At 69.6% G+C, this 16,226-nt stretch carries 14 protein-coding genes and 2 pseudogenes; 6 read left to right on the top strand and 10 right to left on the bottom strand.

Annotated features, from left to right (window positions below):
- Nucleotides 1-48: 48 nt before the first annotated feature.
- Complete coding sequence (locus tag B9W62_RS00170; protein WP_087803965.1) at nt 49-555, bottom strand: peptidoglycan-binding domain-containing protein; 507 nt, start codon at nt 553-555, stop codon at nt 49-51.
- A 271-nt stretch (nt 556-826) separates the two neighbouring features.
- Here B9W62_RS00170 and B9W62_RS00175 point away from each other — a divergent pair, with 271 nt between their 5' ends.
- Complete coding sequence (locus B9W62_RS00175; RefSeq protein ID WP_087803967.1) at nt 827-1,795, top strand: AraC-like ligand-binding domain-containing protein; 969 nt, start codon at nt 827-829, stop codon at nt 1,793-1,795.
- Between the two features lie 45 nt (nt 1,796-1,840).
- The gene (locus tag B9W62_RS00180) at nt 1,841-2,371 is read left to right on the top strand and encodes a DinB family protein (RefSeq protein ID WP_087803969.1); all 531 of its coding nucleotides are present in this window, start codon (nt 1,841-1,843) and stop codon (nt 2,369-2,371) included.
- Here B9W62_RS00180 and B9W62_RS00185 read toward each other — a convergent pair.
- A complete protein-coding gene (locus tag B9W62_RS00185) occupies nt 2,361-3,296 on the bottom strand; it encodes a zinc-binding dehydrogenase (RefSeq protein WP_087803970.1) in 936 nt (311 codons plus the stop codon). The two genes, B9W62_RS00180 and B9W62_RS00185, sit on opposite strands and share 11 nt — an antisense overlap.
- A gap of 90 nt (nt 3,297-3,386) precedes the next feature.
- On the opposite strand from B9W62_RS00185, the gene B9W62_RS00190 reads away from it, so the two are divergent.
- Nucleotides 3,387-3,986: a TetR/AcrR family transcriptional regulator gene (locus tag B9W62_RS00190; RefSeq protein WP_087803971.1), complete on the top strand. Its 600-nt coding sequence runs from the start codon at nt 3,387-3,389 to the stop codon at nt 3,984-3,986.
- Between the two features lie 91 nt (nt 3,987-4,077).
- Here B9W62_RS00190 and B9W62_RS00195 read toward each other — a convergent pair whose 3' ends face one another.
- Nucleotides 4,078-4,926, bottom strand: coding sequence for an NADPH-dependent F420 reductase (locus B9W62_RS00195; RefSeq protein WP_256976131.1), 849 nt, complete (start codon nt 4,924-4,926; stop codon nt 4,078-4,080).
- Nucleotides 4,927-4,964: 38 nt separating this feature from the next.
- Here B9W62_RS00195 and B9W62_RS00200 point away from each other — a divergent pair, with 38 nt between their 5' ends.
- Nucleotides 4,965-5,813: a LysR family transcriptional regulator gene (locus B9W62_RS00200; RefSeq protein WP_087803972.1), complete on the top strand. Its 849-nt coding sequence runs from the start codon at nt 4,965-4,967 to the stop codon at nt 5,811-5,813.
- Between the two features lie 11 nt (nt 5,814-5,824).
- Here B9W62_RS00200 and B9W62_RS39415 read toward each other — a convergent pair.
- The 3 genes and pseudogenes from B9W62_RS39415 to B9W62_RS00215 form a co-directional block, all read right to left on the bottom strand.
- Nucleotides 5,825-5,947: pseudogene (locus B9W62_RS39415) on the bottom strand (LacI family transcriptional regulator); the annotation flags it as partial.
- A 241-nt stretch (nt 5,948-6,188) separates the two neighbouring features.
- The gene (locus B9W62_RS00210; protein WP_087803975.1) at nt 6,189-6,842 is read right to left on the bottom strand and encodes a CatB-related O-acetyltransferase; all 654 of its coding nucleotides are present in this window, start codon (nt 6,840-6,842) and stop codon (nt 6,189-6,191) included.
- Between the two features lie 46 nt (nt 6,843-6,888).
- Nucleotides 6,889-8,358, bottom strand: coding sequence for a DHA2 family efflux MFS transporter permease subunit (locus B9W62_RS00215; protein WP_087803977.1), 1,470 nt, complete (start codon nt 8,356-8,358; stop codon nt 6,889-6,891).
- Between the two features lie 129 nt (nt 8,359-8,487).
- Between B9W62_RS00215 and B9W62_RS00220 the strand changes: the two genes are divergently transcribed.
- Entirely contained in the window at nt 8,488-9,069 is a 582-nt protein-coding gene (locus tag B9W62_RS00220) for a TetR/AcrR family transcriptional regulator (RefSeq protein ID WP_087803979.1), read from the top strand.
- Nucleotides 9,070-9,326: 257 nt separating this feature from the next.
- Here B9W62_RS00220 and B9W62_RS40535 read toward each other — a convergent pair.
- Nucleotides 9,327-9,588 (bottom strand): annotated as a pseudogene (locus B9W62_RS40535) (nuclear transport factor 2 family protein); the annotation flags it as partial.
- A 251-nt stretch (nt 9,589-9,839) separates the two neighbouring features.
- Nucleotides 9,840-10,772, bottom strand: coding sequence for an SDR family oxidoreductase (locus B9W62_RS00230; RefSeq protein ID WP_087803981.1), 933 nt, complete (start codon nt 10,770-10,772; stop codon nt 9,840-9,842).
- A 595-nt stretch (nt 10,773-11,367) separates the two neighbouring features.
- Here B9W62_RS00230 and B9W62_RS00235 point away from each other — a divergent pair.
- Nucleotides 11,368-13,293, top strand: coding sequence for an N-acetylmuramoyl-L-alanine amidase (locus B9W62_RS00235; RefSeq protein WP_087803983.1), 1,926 nt, complete (start codon nt 11,368-11,370; stop codon nt 13,291-13,293).
- 746 nt (nt 13,294-14,039) lie between these two features.
- Here B9W62_RS00235 and B9W62_RS00240 read toward each other — a convergent pair.
- Both B9W62_RS00240 and B9W62_RS00245 read right to left on the bottom strand, forming a co-directional pair.
- Nucleotides 14,040-14,777, bottom strand: coding sequence for an SDR family NAD(P)-dependent oxidoreductase (locus B9W62_RS00240; protein ID WP_087803984.1), 738 nt, complete (start codon nt 14,775-14,777; stop codon nt 14,040-14,042).
- A gap of 406 nt (nt 14,778-15,183) precedes the next feature.
- The gene (locus tag B9W62_RS00245) at nt 15,184-16,044 is read right to left on the bottom strand and encodes a DUF3592 domain-containing protein (protein ID WP_087803986.1); all 861 of its coding nucleotides are present in this window, start codon (nt 16,042-16,044) and stop codon (nt 15,184-15,186) included.
- Between the last annotated feature and the right edge of the window lie 182 nt (nt 16,045-16,226).

A 16,226-nucleotide genomic window follows, 5' to 3' on the forward strand; every position in this document is an offset into this window, starting at 1 on the left:
GACGCCGGCCTCAGGAACAGAGGCCGGCGTCGGCAGACGCCGTGGTGACTAGAAAGGAGGGTTGAGGCAGGAGATGTACGCGCCGCCCGCGGTAAACAGCGGCCACCGCATCTTTTCTCGAGTCGCCGGCCCGTAGTCGCCGTCGGCGCTCACGCCGAGCCGGTTGGCCTGAAGCCACCGTACGGCGTCCTCCGTGCCGGTTCCGTAGGACCCGTCCGCCCCGCCGGTGCCGATGATCCGCCTGGCGGCGTAGGTTTCGTCGTAGCACAAAACGATGGCTCGCTGCAGTGCCGTTACAGCGTTGTCACTGCCCGTCCCATACTCCATGTAGCAGCTCAGGCCGTTACCGGTACGGGCGGGGATCTTGTAATGGTTGCCGGGGACGCCGCCGCTTCCCAGCCCATCCGTGCGCTTCACCGTCGTGTTGCACGGGCCGTAGGCGGCATGGGCGGGCGCGGTCATCATCGGGCTGGCCGTCAGGCCGGCGGCGCAGAGGAGAGCCAAAGCCCCCAGCACTCCGGTCCGCGTGCGGAGCGTCGTCGGTACTCGTTGCACGATGCAGTCCTCCCGTTCGGTGATGGCGTCTCGGTGACGGCCTCCATGGACCTTAGATTCACCGTGGGCCTCGGACTTTGTCGTGCGTGCAGGGAACTGTGTCAGTGGCGCACCGCCACTCGCTGACGCCGTGTCAGGCCGTTGCGCGGCGAGATCGAGTCCTGACAAGCTGACGGCGGGAACTGTCCTTGTCGGGGAGGGCGCTGGTGAAGATACGGGCCGAGTCACGGTCGGGCCGGCTGTACGAGCGGCGCAGACGAAGGTCTGGCTCATGAGCCCGGTTCTGGACACGGCGTTCATACCGCCGCGCGACCGCGAGGAAGTGGTCCGCAACGCCGTGTGGGAATCCGTGGTGGCGGTCGACATCGATCACCGTCCTCCCGCTGAGGACCTGTCCGTTCGTATCGGCCTCGGCACCGTCGGACCGCTCAGAATCTGTTCGGCACGGGCGACCGCGGTCACGATCCGTCGCACGGAACGCCTGGCCCGGGAGGACGAGGAACCCGCCGTCTTCCTCGGTCTCCAGGTGACCGGCACCAGCCTCGTGGCGCAGAACGGACGCGAGTGTGTACTGGGACCGGGGCAATTCGCCGTCTATGAATCGATCGCTCCCTACACGCTTCTCTTCGACGAGGGAGTCGACCACCACTTCCTGCGCTTCCCCCGCTCGGCACTCGCCCTCCCCGACCGGCTCCTGCGAGACACCAGCTCGGTCACCCTCGGGCCCGGCAACCCCACTGCGCGTCTCGCCTTCACCTACTTCTCCCAACTGGCCGCCGGCAACGAGTTGCACCAGGGTGTGCACGCCGACGCCGTCGTGGAGCCCAGCGTCGAACTCCTCCGCGCCGTCCTGACGACCCAGCACGGCAACTCGGGCCTCGCCAAAGGCCCGTTGGAATCAACGCTCGGCCTGCGGATCACTCAGTACATCCGGGCGCACCTGTCCGACCCCGATCTGTCGGCGGCACGCATCGCCGCCGCCCACGACATCTCCGTGCGTCATCTCTACGCAGTGCTGTCCGGGTTGGGCATCAGCCTCGGAGACTGGATCCGTGCACACCGCTTGGCGGAGTGCAGGCGAGAGCTGTCCGGGCCGGACAGCCGGCTGCGGACCATCGCGGCGATCGGACGAAGGTGGGGCTTCGTGAACGCGACCCACTTCAGCAAGGTGTTCAAACAGGCATACGGGCTCTCGCCGCGGGCCTGGCGCGATCAGAACCGCTCCCGCCCCTCCGGGTGAGGGACGACAACTCGCTGCGCGGCCGGTGAGATTCAGGAATCCTGGGTGACCGTGACAGAACCTTTGAGCGGTACCACTTCGGGCAGTGAGACAAAAGCGCTCCTCCGGGTGCTGGACGGACAGCGACGGCATGTTCTCGGCATCCTCGACGGGCTCGACGCGAAGGATCTTCGACGACCCGTACTGCCTTCCGGATGGCACTGCCTGGGGCTGGTCCAGCACTTGGCGCTCGATGTGGAGCGGTTCTGGTTCCGAGCGGTCGTCGCGGGGAACGAGGAGGTCATCCACGGTCTGACGAGCGGCGACGAAGCCTGGCGGGTGGCTACGGAGACGCCGGCCATCGACGTGCTCGACCGATATCGGCGGGAGGCGGAACTCGCCGATGCCGTCATCACCGCCACGCCCGCCGACGCCCCGCTGGCCTGGTGGCCCCACGACCTGTTCGGTGCACCGCACCTGCACACCCTGCGCGACGTCCTGCTGCATGTCATCACCGAGACCGCGTGCCACGCCGGCCACCTCGACGCTGCCCGAGAGCTGATCGACGGACGCCGGTGGCTGGTCCTTACCTCGTGAGATCGAGGACGGCCTTGCCGTGGAGGCGCCGGTCGAGCAGAGCCTGTACCGCCTCGGAGTGACGCGTCCAGGGACCGCGCCAGCTGATGCCCGGATCGAGGCGGCCTGCGGCGACCTCTCCAGCCAGCCAGGTCAGATCACCGGAGAAGTCGGCAGTGGGGTCACCGAGGAGGAAGAAGGTGCGGATCGAGCGGTCATGCCGTCCTCCGTCGCCCAGCAGGGCCTCCGGTGACAGCACCACGTCGGCCCCGGAGGAACGGCCCACGCTGTAGAGGACACCGCCGGCCGACAGGGCGGCGAAGGCGTCTACGAGGTACTGTCCGCCGACGTTGTCGAGAACGGCGGACACGGGCCGGCGCGCGGCGGCCGGCTCGGGGAGGACTTCGTGGGCGCCCAGGGCGCGCAGCCCGTCCGCCTGGTCGGGATTCCGGCTGATCGCCACGACGTGGGCGCCCGCGAGGGCGGCCAACTGGACGGCGTAGCGGCCGACGCCGCCGGACGCACCGGTCACCATCACGCGGCGACCGAGCACCGGTCCCATCCGGCGCAGCACGTGCAGGGCGCTCAGCCCGGCGACGGGCACCGTACTCAGTGCGCCGGAATCGGCGTCGTACGGTGCGGTTCCGATCCGGCTGGCGGGTACGGCTCGCAGTTCGGCCCAGCCGGCTTCGCCGAGCGTGACGACCCTCTCCCCCTCGGCCGGCCCGGAGCCGTCGGCAGCCGCTTGGACGACCACCCCGGCCGCGTCCCAGCCGAGGACGGTGCCTCCCGGTGTCTGCGCTCGTGTCGCCTCATGGACTTCACCCGAGTTCAGCGACAGCGCCTCGACCTGCACGAGCGCCTCATGGGCGTCCGGTCGCGGTTCGGGGACATCCGCCAGTGACAGGTGTCCGGGCGAGGTGTGGTCGACGACGAGTGCACGCACGTGAAGACTCCGTTCATGAAGTGCCACAGTGTGGCGTTTGCTCCAGTAGAGCATATGCGCGATATCGGCGCGGTTGGTAGAGTGCTCGCGATGACCAGCTCCGAACAGCCCGCCTCCTTGCGCGAACGGAAGAAGCTCCGCACCCGCCAGGCTCTGGCCGATACCGCCGTCACGCTCTTCGGCGAACGCGGATTCGACAGCACTCCGCTGGACGCGCTGCTGGAGCGGGTGGAGGTGTCCCGGCGCACCTTCTTCCGCAACTACCGCTCCAAGGAGGACGTCGCACTCACCGCCGTCAAACAGCTCTGGGACGTCTACCTGGACGTCCTGGACGACATCGAGAAGTCCGGCCCGCTGGCCGACGTCTTCCTCGGCGCCATGCTGACCACCCTCGAACGCATGGATGAGGACTGGTACCGGCGATTCCCGCTCACGCTGAGGCTGATCGCCGACTCGCCCGCACTCGACGGGCACACGCTGCGGCACTGCGCCGAGGTCCAGGCCGAGATCGCCCACAGGCTCGCCCACGACGGCCTCGAACTGCGGCTCCTCATCGAGTTCTTCGTGGCATCCTGGCGCTGCACTCTGGACGAATGGCTGCCCGACTGCACGCCGGCCGAACTGCCCGGGCTCCTGCGCCGGTCCTGCTCATCCATGGCCTCCGCCCTCAGCCTGTCATTCACGGCCTGAGGGCGATGCAGGCTCCGGCATGGCGGCCGGGTGGCAGCCGGGTGACGGCCGCCACCCGGCCGGGCGTACCCCCCCCCGCTGGGCAGAAGCACTACATGCGGAATCCGGCGGGACCGCGCACTGCGGCAGCAGCAAGATCCCTTATCCGGGCGGCGGAAGCGGGGATGCCGGCGGCTCGCTGGACCCAGGCCACGAACTCTTCGGGGCTGAGGCCGGCCGGCGGCTGCCCGACGTACGGCAGGGCGTACAGCGGCGTATTGGGTTCGCTGCGCCAGCTTTCCGCCAGCGTGCCGAGGTCCACGGTGTCGAAGCCGAGGACGTCCAGCAGGCCGGCCACCTCCTTCTTGGCGGTCTCGTCGTCCCCGGAGAGCGGTATCGCTGTGCGGTCGTCCGCTCCGGCAGGGCGGAAGAGTTCCAGCAGTTGCTTGGGGCCGATGCTGTGCAGGGCCTTGACCACGCTGCTGTCCGCGAGGTGGCTCTGCACCAGCTCGCTGGAGGTCAGCTCGTTGCCGTCGAGCTGCGGAAGCGAGAAGCCCGGATACAACGCGTAGTTCATCGGGTCAATGACGGTCTTGCCGGCCAGCGCCGCTCGGGGCAGCCGCTCGCGCGCCGCCAGCGGTACGGCGGCCAGGACCAGATCACCGGCCGCCGCGGCTTCGGCAGGGGTGGCCGCGCGGGCACGGGGACCGATTTCCGCGACCAGTTCGGCCAGCGTCTCGGGGCCACGGGAATTGCTCAGGACGACGCACACACCCGCGTTGGCTGCGCGGCGGGCCACTGCGACGCCGACCATGCCGGTGCCGATGATTCCCAAGGTCGTTCCGCTCACTTGCGTTCTCCGTTCAGGATCTTGCCGCCTTGCCGCAGCCGACTCCTCGGCCTCTGCGGCGGCCTCGGAGCCATCACAGCGGCGACGTCCCGGGCGAACAAGAACCAGCACCCTCCAGTAGCGATCACATCATGTGATAGATCAGAGAGATGGAGCTCAGAGCGCTGCACTACTTCGTGACTGTCGCCGAGGAACTGCACTTCGGGCGGGCGGCGCAACGGCTGAACATCGTGCAGTCGGCGGTGAGCCAGCAGATCAGCCGACTCGAACGCGAACTCGGAGTGCAGTTGCTGCAACGCACCTCACGGCGGGTGCGTCTCACTCCGGCGGGTGCGAGGGTCCTCGACGCGGCCCGCGAGACCCTTGCCACGGCGGCGAGGGTCCGGGTGGTCGCCGGGGAACCGGCCGCGGCGCTGCGGATCGGCACGGCGTCGTGTGCCATGTGGCGGCTCGACCGCGCACTGGAGCGCCTGCGCGTGAGCGAGCGCCCTGCCGAACCGGAGCTGGTCGACCTCCCGGTGGCCGCACGACTGGCCGCCGTCCGGGACGGCGAGCTGGATGTGGCGCTGGTACGAGGAGTGATCGCCTCGTCGGCGGTGACGGTGGCGCGTGCGTGGTCCGAGCCGGTACACGCCGTGCTCGCGCGCGACCACGCGGCTGCCGGTGAGCCGGCGGTCGGCCTGCGTCATCTTGATCCACGGGGACTGAGGCTTCCCGCGCGGGAGAGCGACCCGCCGCTGCACGACGCGCTCCTCGCCGCCGCGCCCGTGGCCCCAGTCCGCCGACCCGCCGGAGACCTGTCCAACGTGCTGTTCGAGGTCGGCCGCGATCCCGAGGCCTGGACCCTGATGCCGGCCGAGCAACTCGCCGGGTTCCGTTCCGAGCGGTTGCTCCATGTGCCGTTCGATCCGCCGGCGACCGTCGACAGCCACGTCGTCACCTCACTGGCGACACCCGAGTCGTGCGTGGCGTCGTACGTCGCCGCTTTCGCGGACTGACCCGTCCGCAGTCACCTGTGCTCCGCGGACTCCTCGGGTGGCGGCACCGCCGAGGCGCGTACCACAAGGTCGGTGGCGAGCTCGATGGGGTGGGACTCGACCTTCTCGCCGTTGGCGAGTCGGAGCTGAGGCCGGCCGCCTCCGGCGCGGACCCACACCTGACCGCCAGGGTCACGCTGACCGGAGTCGAACGCCTTGTGGACCACACCCGGCGCCTGCGCTCCGTGGTCGAGCAGGAGCCGGCTGCCCGGGCCCGAGCCGAACGAGCCGGAACGCCCCGGCGCTCGGTCGCGGCGCCGGGGGTGGTGGGGGCGAGCCACGCGTGGTCGAGCTGCCGGCCGGCCATCGGCTCACACGCGGTTCCCCACGCGCGGTTCAAGGGGCCGTCCGTCCGAGCTCGGCGGCGATGCGCGCGATGTCGGCCGGGGTTCCGGCCATGATGGTGCGCGCGTGTGCGGTGACGAGGTCGGCGGGCCAGTCCCACCAAGCCGCGTGCCGCAGCCGCTCGACGTCGGCGTCGGCGAAGCGCTGCCTGATCGGTCTGGCCGGGTTGCCGCCGACGACCGTGTAGGGCGGGACGTCGGCGGTCACTACGGCGCCGGCCGCGATGATGGCGCCGTCGCCGATCCGTACGCCCGGCATGACGGTCGCCCGGTGGCCGAACCAGACGTCGTTGCCGACGACGGTGTCGCCGCGGCTGGGCATGGCGGTGACGATGTCCAGCGTCTGCTCGGCCCACCGGCCGCCGAACATGGTGAACGGGTACGTCGACACCCCCATCGTCGGGTGCTCGGCGCCGGCCATCAGGAAGGTGGTGCCGGTGGCGATCGCGCAGTACTTGCCGATGGTGAGGCGCTCCGGCCCGTAGGCGTAGAGGACGTTGCGGTGCTCGAAGTCCGTGGCGCCGTCGGGGTCGTCGTAGTAGGTGTACTCGCCCACGGTGATGTTCGGAGAGGTGACCAGTGGGTTGAGGAACACCACGCGGTCGTGGGCGGGCAGCGGGTGTGGGGTGGCCGGGTCGGGGGACAAGATCGGGGTCCTTTGCGTAGTCGTCGAACGGGGCTCCCGTCCGTGGTCAACCGCTGTGCGTGGAAGCCGCGTTCGGGGAGGCGACCGGTTCGGCGCCGGTGGAGGGTGCGGGGGTCGTGGAGTCCTTCGCGGGCCTGGACCTCGTCAGCCACAGGCCGGTGAAGACGGCGGTGGCCGCGGTGACGGTGCCGGCCACGAGGAAGGCGCTGTTGAGGCCGGCCTCGAAGGAGCCGCCGCCCGACTGCCGGGTGCGGACGACGGCTCCGAGCACCGCGACACCGAGCACCGCGCCGATCTGCCGGGTGGTGCTGCTGATGCCCGACGCGAGGCCGCCCTCCTGCGGGCTGACCGCTTGGATGGCGGCGCCCGTCAGCGGGGACATGGCCAGGGCGAAGCCGGCGCCGGCGAGTCCCAGCCGCCACCACACGTGTGCGTAGCCGGTGTCGGCGTGCACCATACCGAGGGCCAGCAGTCCCAGGGCGGCCAGGGCGAGGCCGGCGGTGACCACGATGCGGAAGCCGTACCGGGCCGCGAGCCGGCCCGCGTACGGGCTGACGATCACCATGGCCACGGACACCGGCAGGGTCTGGAGGCCGGCGCGCAGGATCGAGCTGCCCTGGACGTACACGAAGAACTGGGAGAAGAAGAACGACGAACCCATGAGCGCGAACCCCACCACGACCATGGCGGTGTTGGACACGGTGAACATGCGCTGCCGCAACAGCCGCAGCGGCAGCATCGGAGCGTCGCGACGGGCTTCGACGGCGACGAAGGCGGCGAGGAGGATCACCGCGGTGGCGAAGCTGCCCACGATGACCGGTGAGGTCCAGCCGCGGGCGCCTCCCTCGATCAGCCCGTAGGTCAGTACCCCCACTGCCAGAACGGACAGCGCCGTGCCCGGGACGTCGATCGCGGGTGCGCCGGGGTTGCGGGACTCGCCGAGGTGACGCAGGCCGACCAGCACCAGGACCACGCCGATGGGCAGATTGACGAGGAAGATGGCGGGCCAGCCGAAGGCGTCCGTCAGTACGCCCCCGGCCACGGGCCCTGCGGCCAGACCGACTCCGCTGATTCCGGCCCACAACCCGATCACCCGGATCCGTTCCTGCGGCACCGGGTGGGCGGCGGCGAGCAGGGCCAGCGAGGCCGGGCTCAGCGCCGCGGCCCCGATGCCCTGCAACACCCGGCCGGCGACCAGCCAGCCCAGCGAAGGCGCGAGGCTGCACAGCAACGACGCGACGGTGAACACGGCCACACCGGTCAGGTACACCCGCTTGCGGCCGAACCGGTCGGCGAAGACCCCGCCGGACAGCAGCAGCATGGCGACCAGCAATACGTACGCGTCCACGATCCATTGCAGTCCGGTCAACTGCGTGTGCAGGCTCTCCTGCATGTCGGGCAGTGCCGCTCCGACGATCGTGTTGTCGAGCAGCACCATGAACTGCCCCAGGCAGGTCACCGCGAGCAGCACGGCCCGGTCCGACCGACTGCCCGCGGTCGCATGCGGTGCGGCCATGGGATCCCCCTCCGTCGTTGGCTGCGCCCGGACATCCGAGCATTCCTAAAGCAGTCAATGACTGCGTTAGGTGACTATAGAGAGGCTCCTCTCGCAAACGCAAGCCCCGACTGCGTTAAGCTGGAGGGCATGAACGAGCAACAGCGAGCCCGGCGACCCGGCGGGCGCAGTGCCCGTGTCGGCGCGCAGGTACACCAGGCCGTCACCGATCTGATCAGTGAGCGCGGCTACGGCAAGTTCACCGTCGGCGACGTCGCCGACCGCGCAGGCGTGGCCGACAGCAGCGTCTACCGCCGGTGGGGCAGCCTCGAGACCCTGCTCACCGACGTGGCGCTCACCCGCCTCGATGCGCAGTCCCCGATGCCGGACACCGGGAGCCTCGCCGGCGACCTGCGTACGTACGCGGCCCAAGTGGCCCGGGAGATCACCGGGCCCGACGGTCCGGCGGTGCTGCATCTGGCGGTCGCCCTGTCCAGCAGCGGACGGCAGGGCCGGCAGGCGGGGGCCGATCTGCGGGCCGAACGCACCCGGCAACTGCAGTCCATGCTCGATCGCGCCCGCGACCGCGGCGAGCCCGCACCCGACGCGCTCGACGTGCTGGACCACGTCCTGGCCCCGATGTACATCCGCGTCCTGTTCGGCGTGGTGCCACTCGCCCCCGACTACATCGACGGGCTCGTCGACCGGCTGTTGAGGGACACGGAAACCTAGTCCGTGCGCCCCCGGCGGTGGTCCGCGGCAGGGGCGGAACAGACCCCTCCGTGATCATTTGTGGCTAGTTCGGGCCTCACACCACCAACCCGTGCGGCCGATACATTCACCCCGACCGAACCGACTCGACCAGGGGGGAACAGGCAACGATGCGCTCCACAGGACCCGTCAGTCGCATCGGCAGATCACTCATGGCGGTGACCGCCACGGCGGCGGGGCCAGCAGCGATGCGCTCCCCGGCGTGGTAGAAGAACCGCTCAGGATACGGGCGCCTCGATCTCCCCCGCAGAGACTATGACCTGGTCGATGAGACTCCGCCGCAGATGGACGACGTCCGTTCCCGACAGGCGCGGGCCTGGGTCCGGCGTGGTGAACACCCACACTGGGACCTGGCCCACTCGTGGGGCATGTCCACCGACGAACAGCGCACCGTCGTCCCCGTCCCCGCCGGGTGACGCCGGAGGTCCAGCACGAACTGCTCGACCGGCGCGATTCCTCGCGCCGGCCCAACGGCCCCCAGCCCCAAGGCCAACGTTCACTCACGGCACGGACGCCCCCGGCGACCACTTCCCCGTCATCCAGGAACACGTCCGCACCACAGCCCATGTCACCCCCACAACCCTCCACCCTCACCACCGACGCCAGCACCTGCGCAGCCAACCGCCAGCTGCGAACCCCTCACCCACCCCGGCAGCGGCCACACCCCCTGTTTTGCTTCCCTCATATGCGCTGGCCTGCGCGGACGGTGCTCGCATCGGCCGCCGGGTGCCTCATACGGCGGGGAACCTCACGCCGGTCAGCTCCTCGCTCACCCGCCACATCCGGGCCGCCGTCGCCTCGTCGCGCGCCGACTTGTAGACCGCAAGCCGGGTAGGCCCGCCAGTGAACTGCCCAAGGCCGTCGGGGCCGTAGAGTTGCCCGCCGTCCGCCTCCGGGCTGGTGGCCGCGTACAGCAGTGGCAGCAGCCCCGCGTCCACGGACTGCACCAGCAGACCCCAGCGGGCCAGCCGCCGCACGATAGCCTCGTGCGGCGAGGGCCGGGACCGGCCCAGGTTGGGCCCGGACGCGTACAGGTTGGTGAGGGTCGTACCAGGGTGCGCGGCGTTGCTGACGATGCCCCATCCACCCGCCGTACTGCGACGGTTCAACTCCAGCGCGAACAGGAGGTTGGCCAGCTTCGACAGGTTGTACGCCCGTACCGGCGCGTACCCCCCTTCGGCCTGGAGGTCCTCCCAGTCCGGCTTGCCACTGCGCGCGGCGCTACTGGTCACCGTGGTCACCCGTGCCCGGCCCTCCCGCAGCAGCGGCAGCAGCCGACCGGTGAGCGCCATGTGCCCAAGGTGGTTGGTGCCGAACTGAAGCTCGAAGCCGTCCTCGGTGGTGTGCCGGGTCGGCGGTGCCATCACCCCCGCGTTGTTGATCAGCAGGTGAATGGGCCGGCCCTCCGCCTCCAGGGTGGCGGCGAGCTTCTGGACCGAGGCCAGCGAGGCCAGATCCAGGGCACGGGTCGACACCTTGACATCCGGCTCCGCCGCCCGGATCCGCTCCAGGGCGCTGGCGCCCTTGGCCTCGTTGCGCACCGGCAGGACCAGCTCCGCGCCGGCGGCTGCCAGCCGCAGGGCCAGGCCGAGACCGACGCCGTCACTCGCCCCGGTCACGACGACGCGTTTGCCTCGCACGCCGGTCACGGTCACTTCCTTCATCACGGGCTCCCTGTTCTGCGGTGGACTGTGCGAACTCAAGGGTCGCCACCCCCGGCGCGCGGATCCATGCCCTGTCAGACCATGGATCCGCGCCGTCGCTCCACACGACACGCTGTCTCTGAGGTCCTTGCGTCCCCGTTGCGGTGGGCAAGTTCTCCCTCTGATCACGGGGGTCGCCCGCGCAGGAGTGACGGCGATGTGGGTGAACAACGTTGTGAGGTTCAGGGTGTGCAACAGGCAGGGCTCGCGTGGGTCACGATGCTCATCGTCACCCGGGAGTGGATCAGCGGTACCGAGGGCCTTGCCGAGCACAACGTTGTGATCCGACGTGTACATCGCCTGCTACGTTTCGGAAAGCATCGAACGCGGGATGGCAACCATCCGAGGCGTGGCATCTGGGCCGATTCGAGCGGGAGTTCAGTACGCCACACCTGCCCCGAGACGTCCGTTTGTGCGGACGCTCCCGAACACAACGTTGTGATCTGATGCGTATATCGTCTGCTACGTTCGAGGGGCATCGACCCCGGGGCGGCATGCTTGTCTGACCCGCCGACGGTCGATGCGCCCCCCACCTCTGCCCAGAATTGGGAAGTTGATGCCAAGAGAGACGAACTCCCGTCGAAAGCATGCCCTCCGGCGGCGCCCCGTCGCGCTCGGCGCGGCAGCCGTGGCCGTGGCGGGAGCCATCGCCGTTCCGGTAGTGGCTCAGGCCACACAGGGCAATCCAGCCGACGACCCCGCCCTCCAGAAGGACTTCGCCGCCGCCGCGGCCGAGTACGACGTCCCCCAGCAGGTGCTGCTCGCGGTGGCCTACGAGCAGTCGGCCTGGGACACCCACAAGGGGCGGCACAGCGCCTCGGGCGGCTACGGCCCCATGCATCTGACCGATGTCACCCCCGAGATGATCGCCGGCGGCTCGGCGGGCATGGCCGGCCGCGCCGAGGCCGCGCACCTCGCCAAGGGTGAGGCGAAGCACACCCTCCAGCGGGGCGCGAAGCTGTCCGGCCTGTCCCCCGACAAGGTGCGCACCGATCCCTCGTCCAACATCCGGGCGGGCGCCGCCCTGCTGGCCTCGTACCAGAAGGAGCTGAACGGCAAGACCTCCGAGAACCCGGACGACTGGTACGGCGCGGTCGCCCGGTACAGCCAGGCCACGGTGCGCCAGGGCGCCTCGGCGTTCGCGGACCGGGTCTTCGAGACCATGAAGAAGGGTGCCGCCCGCAAGACGGACGCGGGCGAGACCGTGCGGCTCAGCGCTGACAAGCAGGTCGACCCGGCCACCTCCCAGGTGACCTCGCTGAAGCTGCCCAGCGCCCCGGCGTCCACGGACCCCGAGTGCCCGCCGACCCTGGACTGCACCTTCGTCCCGGCGGCCCCGGGCAACGGGCAGGCCTCGAACCGGCCGGCGAACGGCGTCCGGATCGACCAGATCGTGATCCACGACACCGAGTCGCCCTACGAGTCGGCCATCGCCACGTTCCAGGACCCGGCCAGCTCCACGTCGGCGCACTACGTGGTGCGATCCTCTGACGGCGCGGTGACCCAGATGGTGCCCACCAAGAACCTGGGCTTCCACGCGGGCAACTACTCCACCAACCTGCACTCGATCGGCATCGAGCACGAGGGCTACGCCGCGCTCGGCGCGACCTGGTACACCGAGTCGCAGTACCGCGCCACCGCTGAGTTGGTGAAGTACCTGGCCAAGCGGTTCGACATCCCGCTGGACCGGCAGCACATCGTCGGCCACGACAACGTCCTGGCTCCGGCCGACCGGTTCACCAACGACCAGCACTGGGACCCGGGACCCTCCTGGGACTGGGAGCGCTTCATGTCCCTGGTCGGGGCGCCGCTGCGGGGGCGGCACGGGGTCGGACCGGTGGGTTCGGCCGTGACCATCGCGCCTGGCTTCTCCGACAACGAGCAGACCATGGAGCTGTGCCCGCAGGACGACGGCAGCGGCGCCACCGACGAGTGCTCGCCGGTGAGCCAGCCGGCGAACTTCGTGCGCCTGCGCACCGAACCGCGCGCCGACGCCCCGCTGTTCGGCGAGCAGTCGATCCACCCTGACGAGCCCGGCACCGACCGGATCAGCGACTGGGGAGCCGCCGCCCAGGCCGGCCAGCAGTTCGTCGTCGCCGACAAGAAGCGCGACTGGACCGCCATCTGGTACAGCGGCAGTAAGGTGTGGTTCCACAACCCGCGCGGCAGCGTCACCATCCCCGCCCGCGGCGTCACCGTCGTCCGGCCGGCCGGCACCGAGGCCTTGAAGGTCTTCGGGACCAGCTACCCGGACGCGAACGAGTACCCCGAGGGCCTCTCGCCCTCGACGCAGGCCCCGCTGAGCATGTACGGCGTGCCCGCCGGGCAGGCCTACGTGGCAACGGCGGCACCGGCGCTCACCGACGACTTCTTCCCCTCCAGCGGCAAGGTCGTCTTCGGCGCGAAGAAGATGTACACGATCCAGTACAGCCACAAGACAGCGCTGATACACGCGGACGAGGTCAACACCAGGCGTCGGTAGTTCCCGCCGGTCCAGACGGATCCTGAGCGCTCGCGGCACCTGAACCGAGCACTCCCCACCGGCCCACCCGCTCACCCGCGTCAGCACGGGAGCGCGGGTGGGCCGTCCGTTCCGGCAGCGTGGTCAGAGCGGGACAGAGCATGGCAACGCCACGCAGCAGGTTCGTTCATCACGAGCGCGGGAACCGAGGCGACGGCTGAATCTCAGGTCCCCCTGGGCTTGGAGGATTTCGTGGCACTGCCGAGCCCCGTGGAACGAGAGCCCCTGCGCGAATAGGTCATGGCGTCGATGCTGGATCAGGACCACGAGGCCACGACCACCGAGGACTTCGTCCACTGTGCCCACGTCAACCTTCCGATCCGTGGGACCGACGTCTGGTGTCCGCTGTCTGAGCGTCCGCGGCCCCTCCCCTCACCGCCGGTGGTGAGGGAGGAGATAGACAGGGCGCTCGGTCAAGCAGGCGGTGCTCCGGGCGCTGTGCAGGGCGGTCCAACCGATCAACTCGTGCCGCATTCCGGCAATCTCCCTCAGTGGCCTCTCGGGCCTGGCCTGCGCGCCAGGTCATCTTCGCCTGATGCGCCTGGGCAGTACACGGACCTCACCACGTGGTGCCGCAGGCTGACCTGGACACCAGCCGGACTTGAAGGCATCGCCCTCGAACCTCTCCGGGTCCCGTACCGGGCGGTGCCCGAGCCTGGGCAAGTACAAGGTGAGGACCACCAAGTGACTTCGTGACAGCCGGTCGATCAGCGGGCCTGGTCCGTCGGGCGGACGAGGATCTCGTTGACGGCGACGTGGTGAGGCTGGGTGACCGCGTACAGCACGGCGGCCGCGATGTCGTCGGCCCGAAGGGTGCGCATGGACTCGGCCAGCTTCTTGGCCATGGCCCTGCTGGCGGGGTTGGTGGAGTGGCTGATCAACTCGGTGGAGACGAAGCCGGGCTCGATCACGACGACGCGCACGCCCTGCTCGGTGACCTCCTGACGCAGCGCTTCCGAGAACGCGGTGATGCCGAACTTGGTCGCCGAGTAGGCGCCGGTCCCGGCCGACGACGTACGCCCGGACGTGGAGGATATCTGCACGACGGTGCCCTTCGACTCCAGCAGGTGGGGCAGGGAGGCGTGGACTGTGTACATCGAGCCGAGCAGGTTGGTCTCGATCATGCGGGTCCACTGCGTCGTGTCCGCGCCCAGGACCAGGCCGTTCAGCATGAGGCCCGCGTTGTTCACCACGATGTCCAGGGCGCCGAAACGGTCCACGGTCGCCTCGACGGCGTCTCGCACGGATTGGGGGTCGGTGACGTCCATGTCGAGAGCCAGCATCTCGCCGGGCGCTTCCTCGACCAGGCCGGCGATGCGGCCGGCCCGGCGGCCGCCGACGGCAACCTTGGCTCCCGCCTCGGACAGGGCGAGCGCGGTCGCGCGGCCGATTCCGGAGGAGGCGCCTGTGACGAGGGCGACCTTGGTGTCGAGGGTGGTGCGCATATCTTCTCCGAAAGGGTGTGCCATGCGGCGACAGGCCGCGTGCTTGATGATTGGCCCCCGCCGTGTGACATCGCTGTCCCTGCGGGGTGCAGGCGTTCACGAGTCGTCCCCGCTCTCCTGGACGCCCGTCCGGCACGCACGGGAGTGATGACAGACGGGGCCGTGACACCGGCCCGCCGGTTCGAGGGAACGCTTCACGCTCATGTCCAGTGAGACCGGAGACCTCTCGGCGATGTGACCGCAGGTGAGATTCCTTGACCTGGGTCGGGAGGGGCGTGACAGTGAGCGAGTCCATGTCGTCCCTCATGAAAGCCTTCGGCCAGCTCGGCTTCGGTTTCGAATCGGCCGACATTGAAAACGGTCAGGTGCGAAGGCGTCCTCCGGTGCGGACCGTCGCTCTTCGGTGTCACAGCAGCGCTGCTCCGACGACGACCGCAGCCACTCCGAGGGTCAGTGCGACGGTGCCGCAGGTGATGTCGAGCAGGCGGGAGCGGTCCTCGGACGCGAGGTTCGGGGTGAAGACGGCGGGGTCGTCGGGGTCGTAGTGGATAGTGACCTCGCCTCCGTGGCCGGCGGGGGCGTCGGGCAGGCCGTCGGGGCAATAGGCGGTGACGGCTGTTCCCTCGTGGGTGGTGAAGGCCACGACCGGCGTGTGGCTGGTGAAGGTGCCGCCCTCGCTGTCGGTGTCGGTGTCGGTGAGCACGGCGATGACACGGCCCTGAACAGGGGGGCAGGAGTTCAGCACGGCGATACGACGTCTCACCGCGCGTGCGCTCTGGGGCACGTACCACACGCCGGACAGGGTCCAGGGCACGCCGAATCCGATCAGTGCCCACGGCCAGCTCCAGTCGATCGCGGCGAAGACGACCAGTCCGACGTAGATGAGGAAGAGGGCGAAGTTCGGCCATCCAAGTCCGTGCCGGCTTGCCCAGGGGTCGCTGGTGAACTGGTACGCGTGCGGTCTTCCCCGTGGATAGCGGACTCCGATCTCCCGTCCCGTCCAGGCTGCTGTGACCCTCTCCCCGTGGCCGCTGTCGTTCGTCACGGTGAATTGCTGACCGCTGTGGGGGTCCTGGAAGGAAACGACCACGGATATTCCATCGCGCTGCGAGCTTCCGTGCCGGGGCTCGCGGACCCGTTCGATTCGCCCCATCACCCGCGCCGACCGTTGCGCTGCGGTAAGCCCAGTCAGCGACCGGGTGTAGCCGACAAGCGCGACGGTGCCGAACACCGCGCACCACAGTGCCAGATCCCCTTCAAGGCTCATGCGGCTCTACCTTCTTACTGGGTTCTGGTTCTGGCTTCTTACTAGGGCTGCCCCGGCCATTCGTAGGCTAGGGGTCACCGTCTTGCGGGCCCTGGTCCGTGGCCGGCGGTGCTGCCAGAACACGCCTCCCGTCACCACGACGGCTGGACTTCACCTGTGACGACTTCCTCTCATCGGTGGGT

This window comes from Streptomyces sp. CS113, assembly GCF_002188365.1.
Classification (GTDB): Bacteria; Actinomycetota; Actinomycetes; order Streptomycetales; family Streptomycetaceae; genus Streptomyces; species Streptomyces tendae.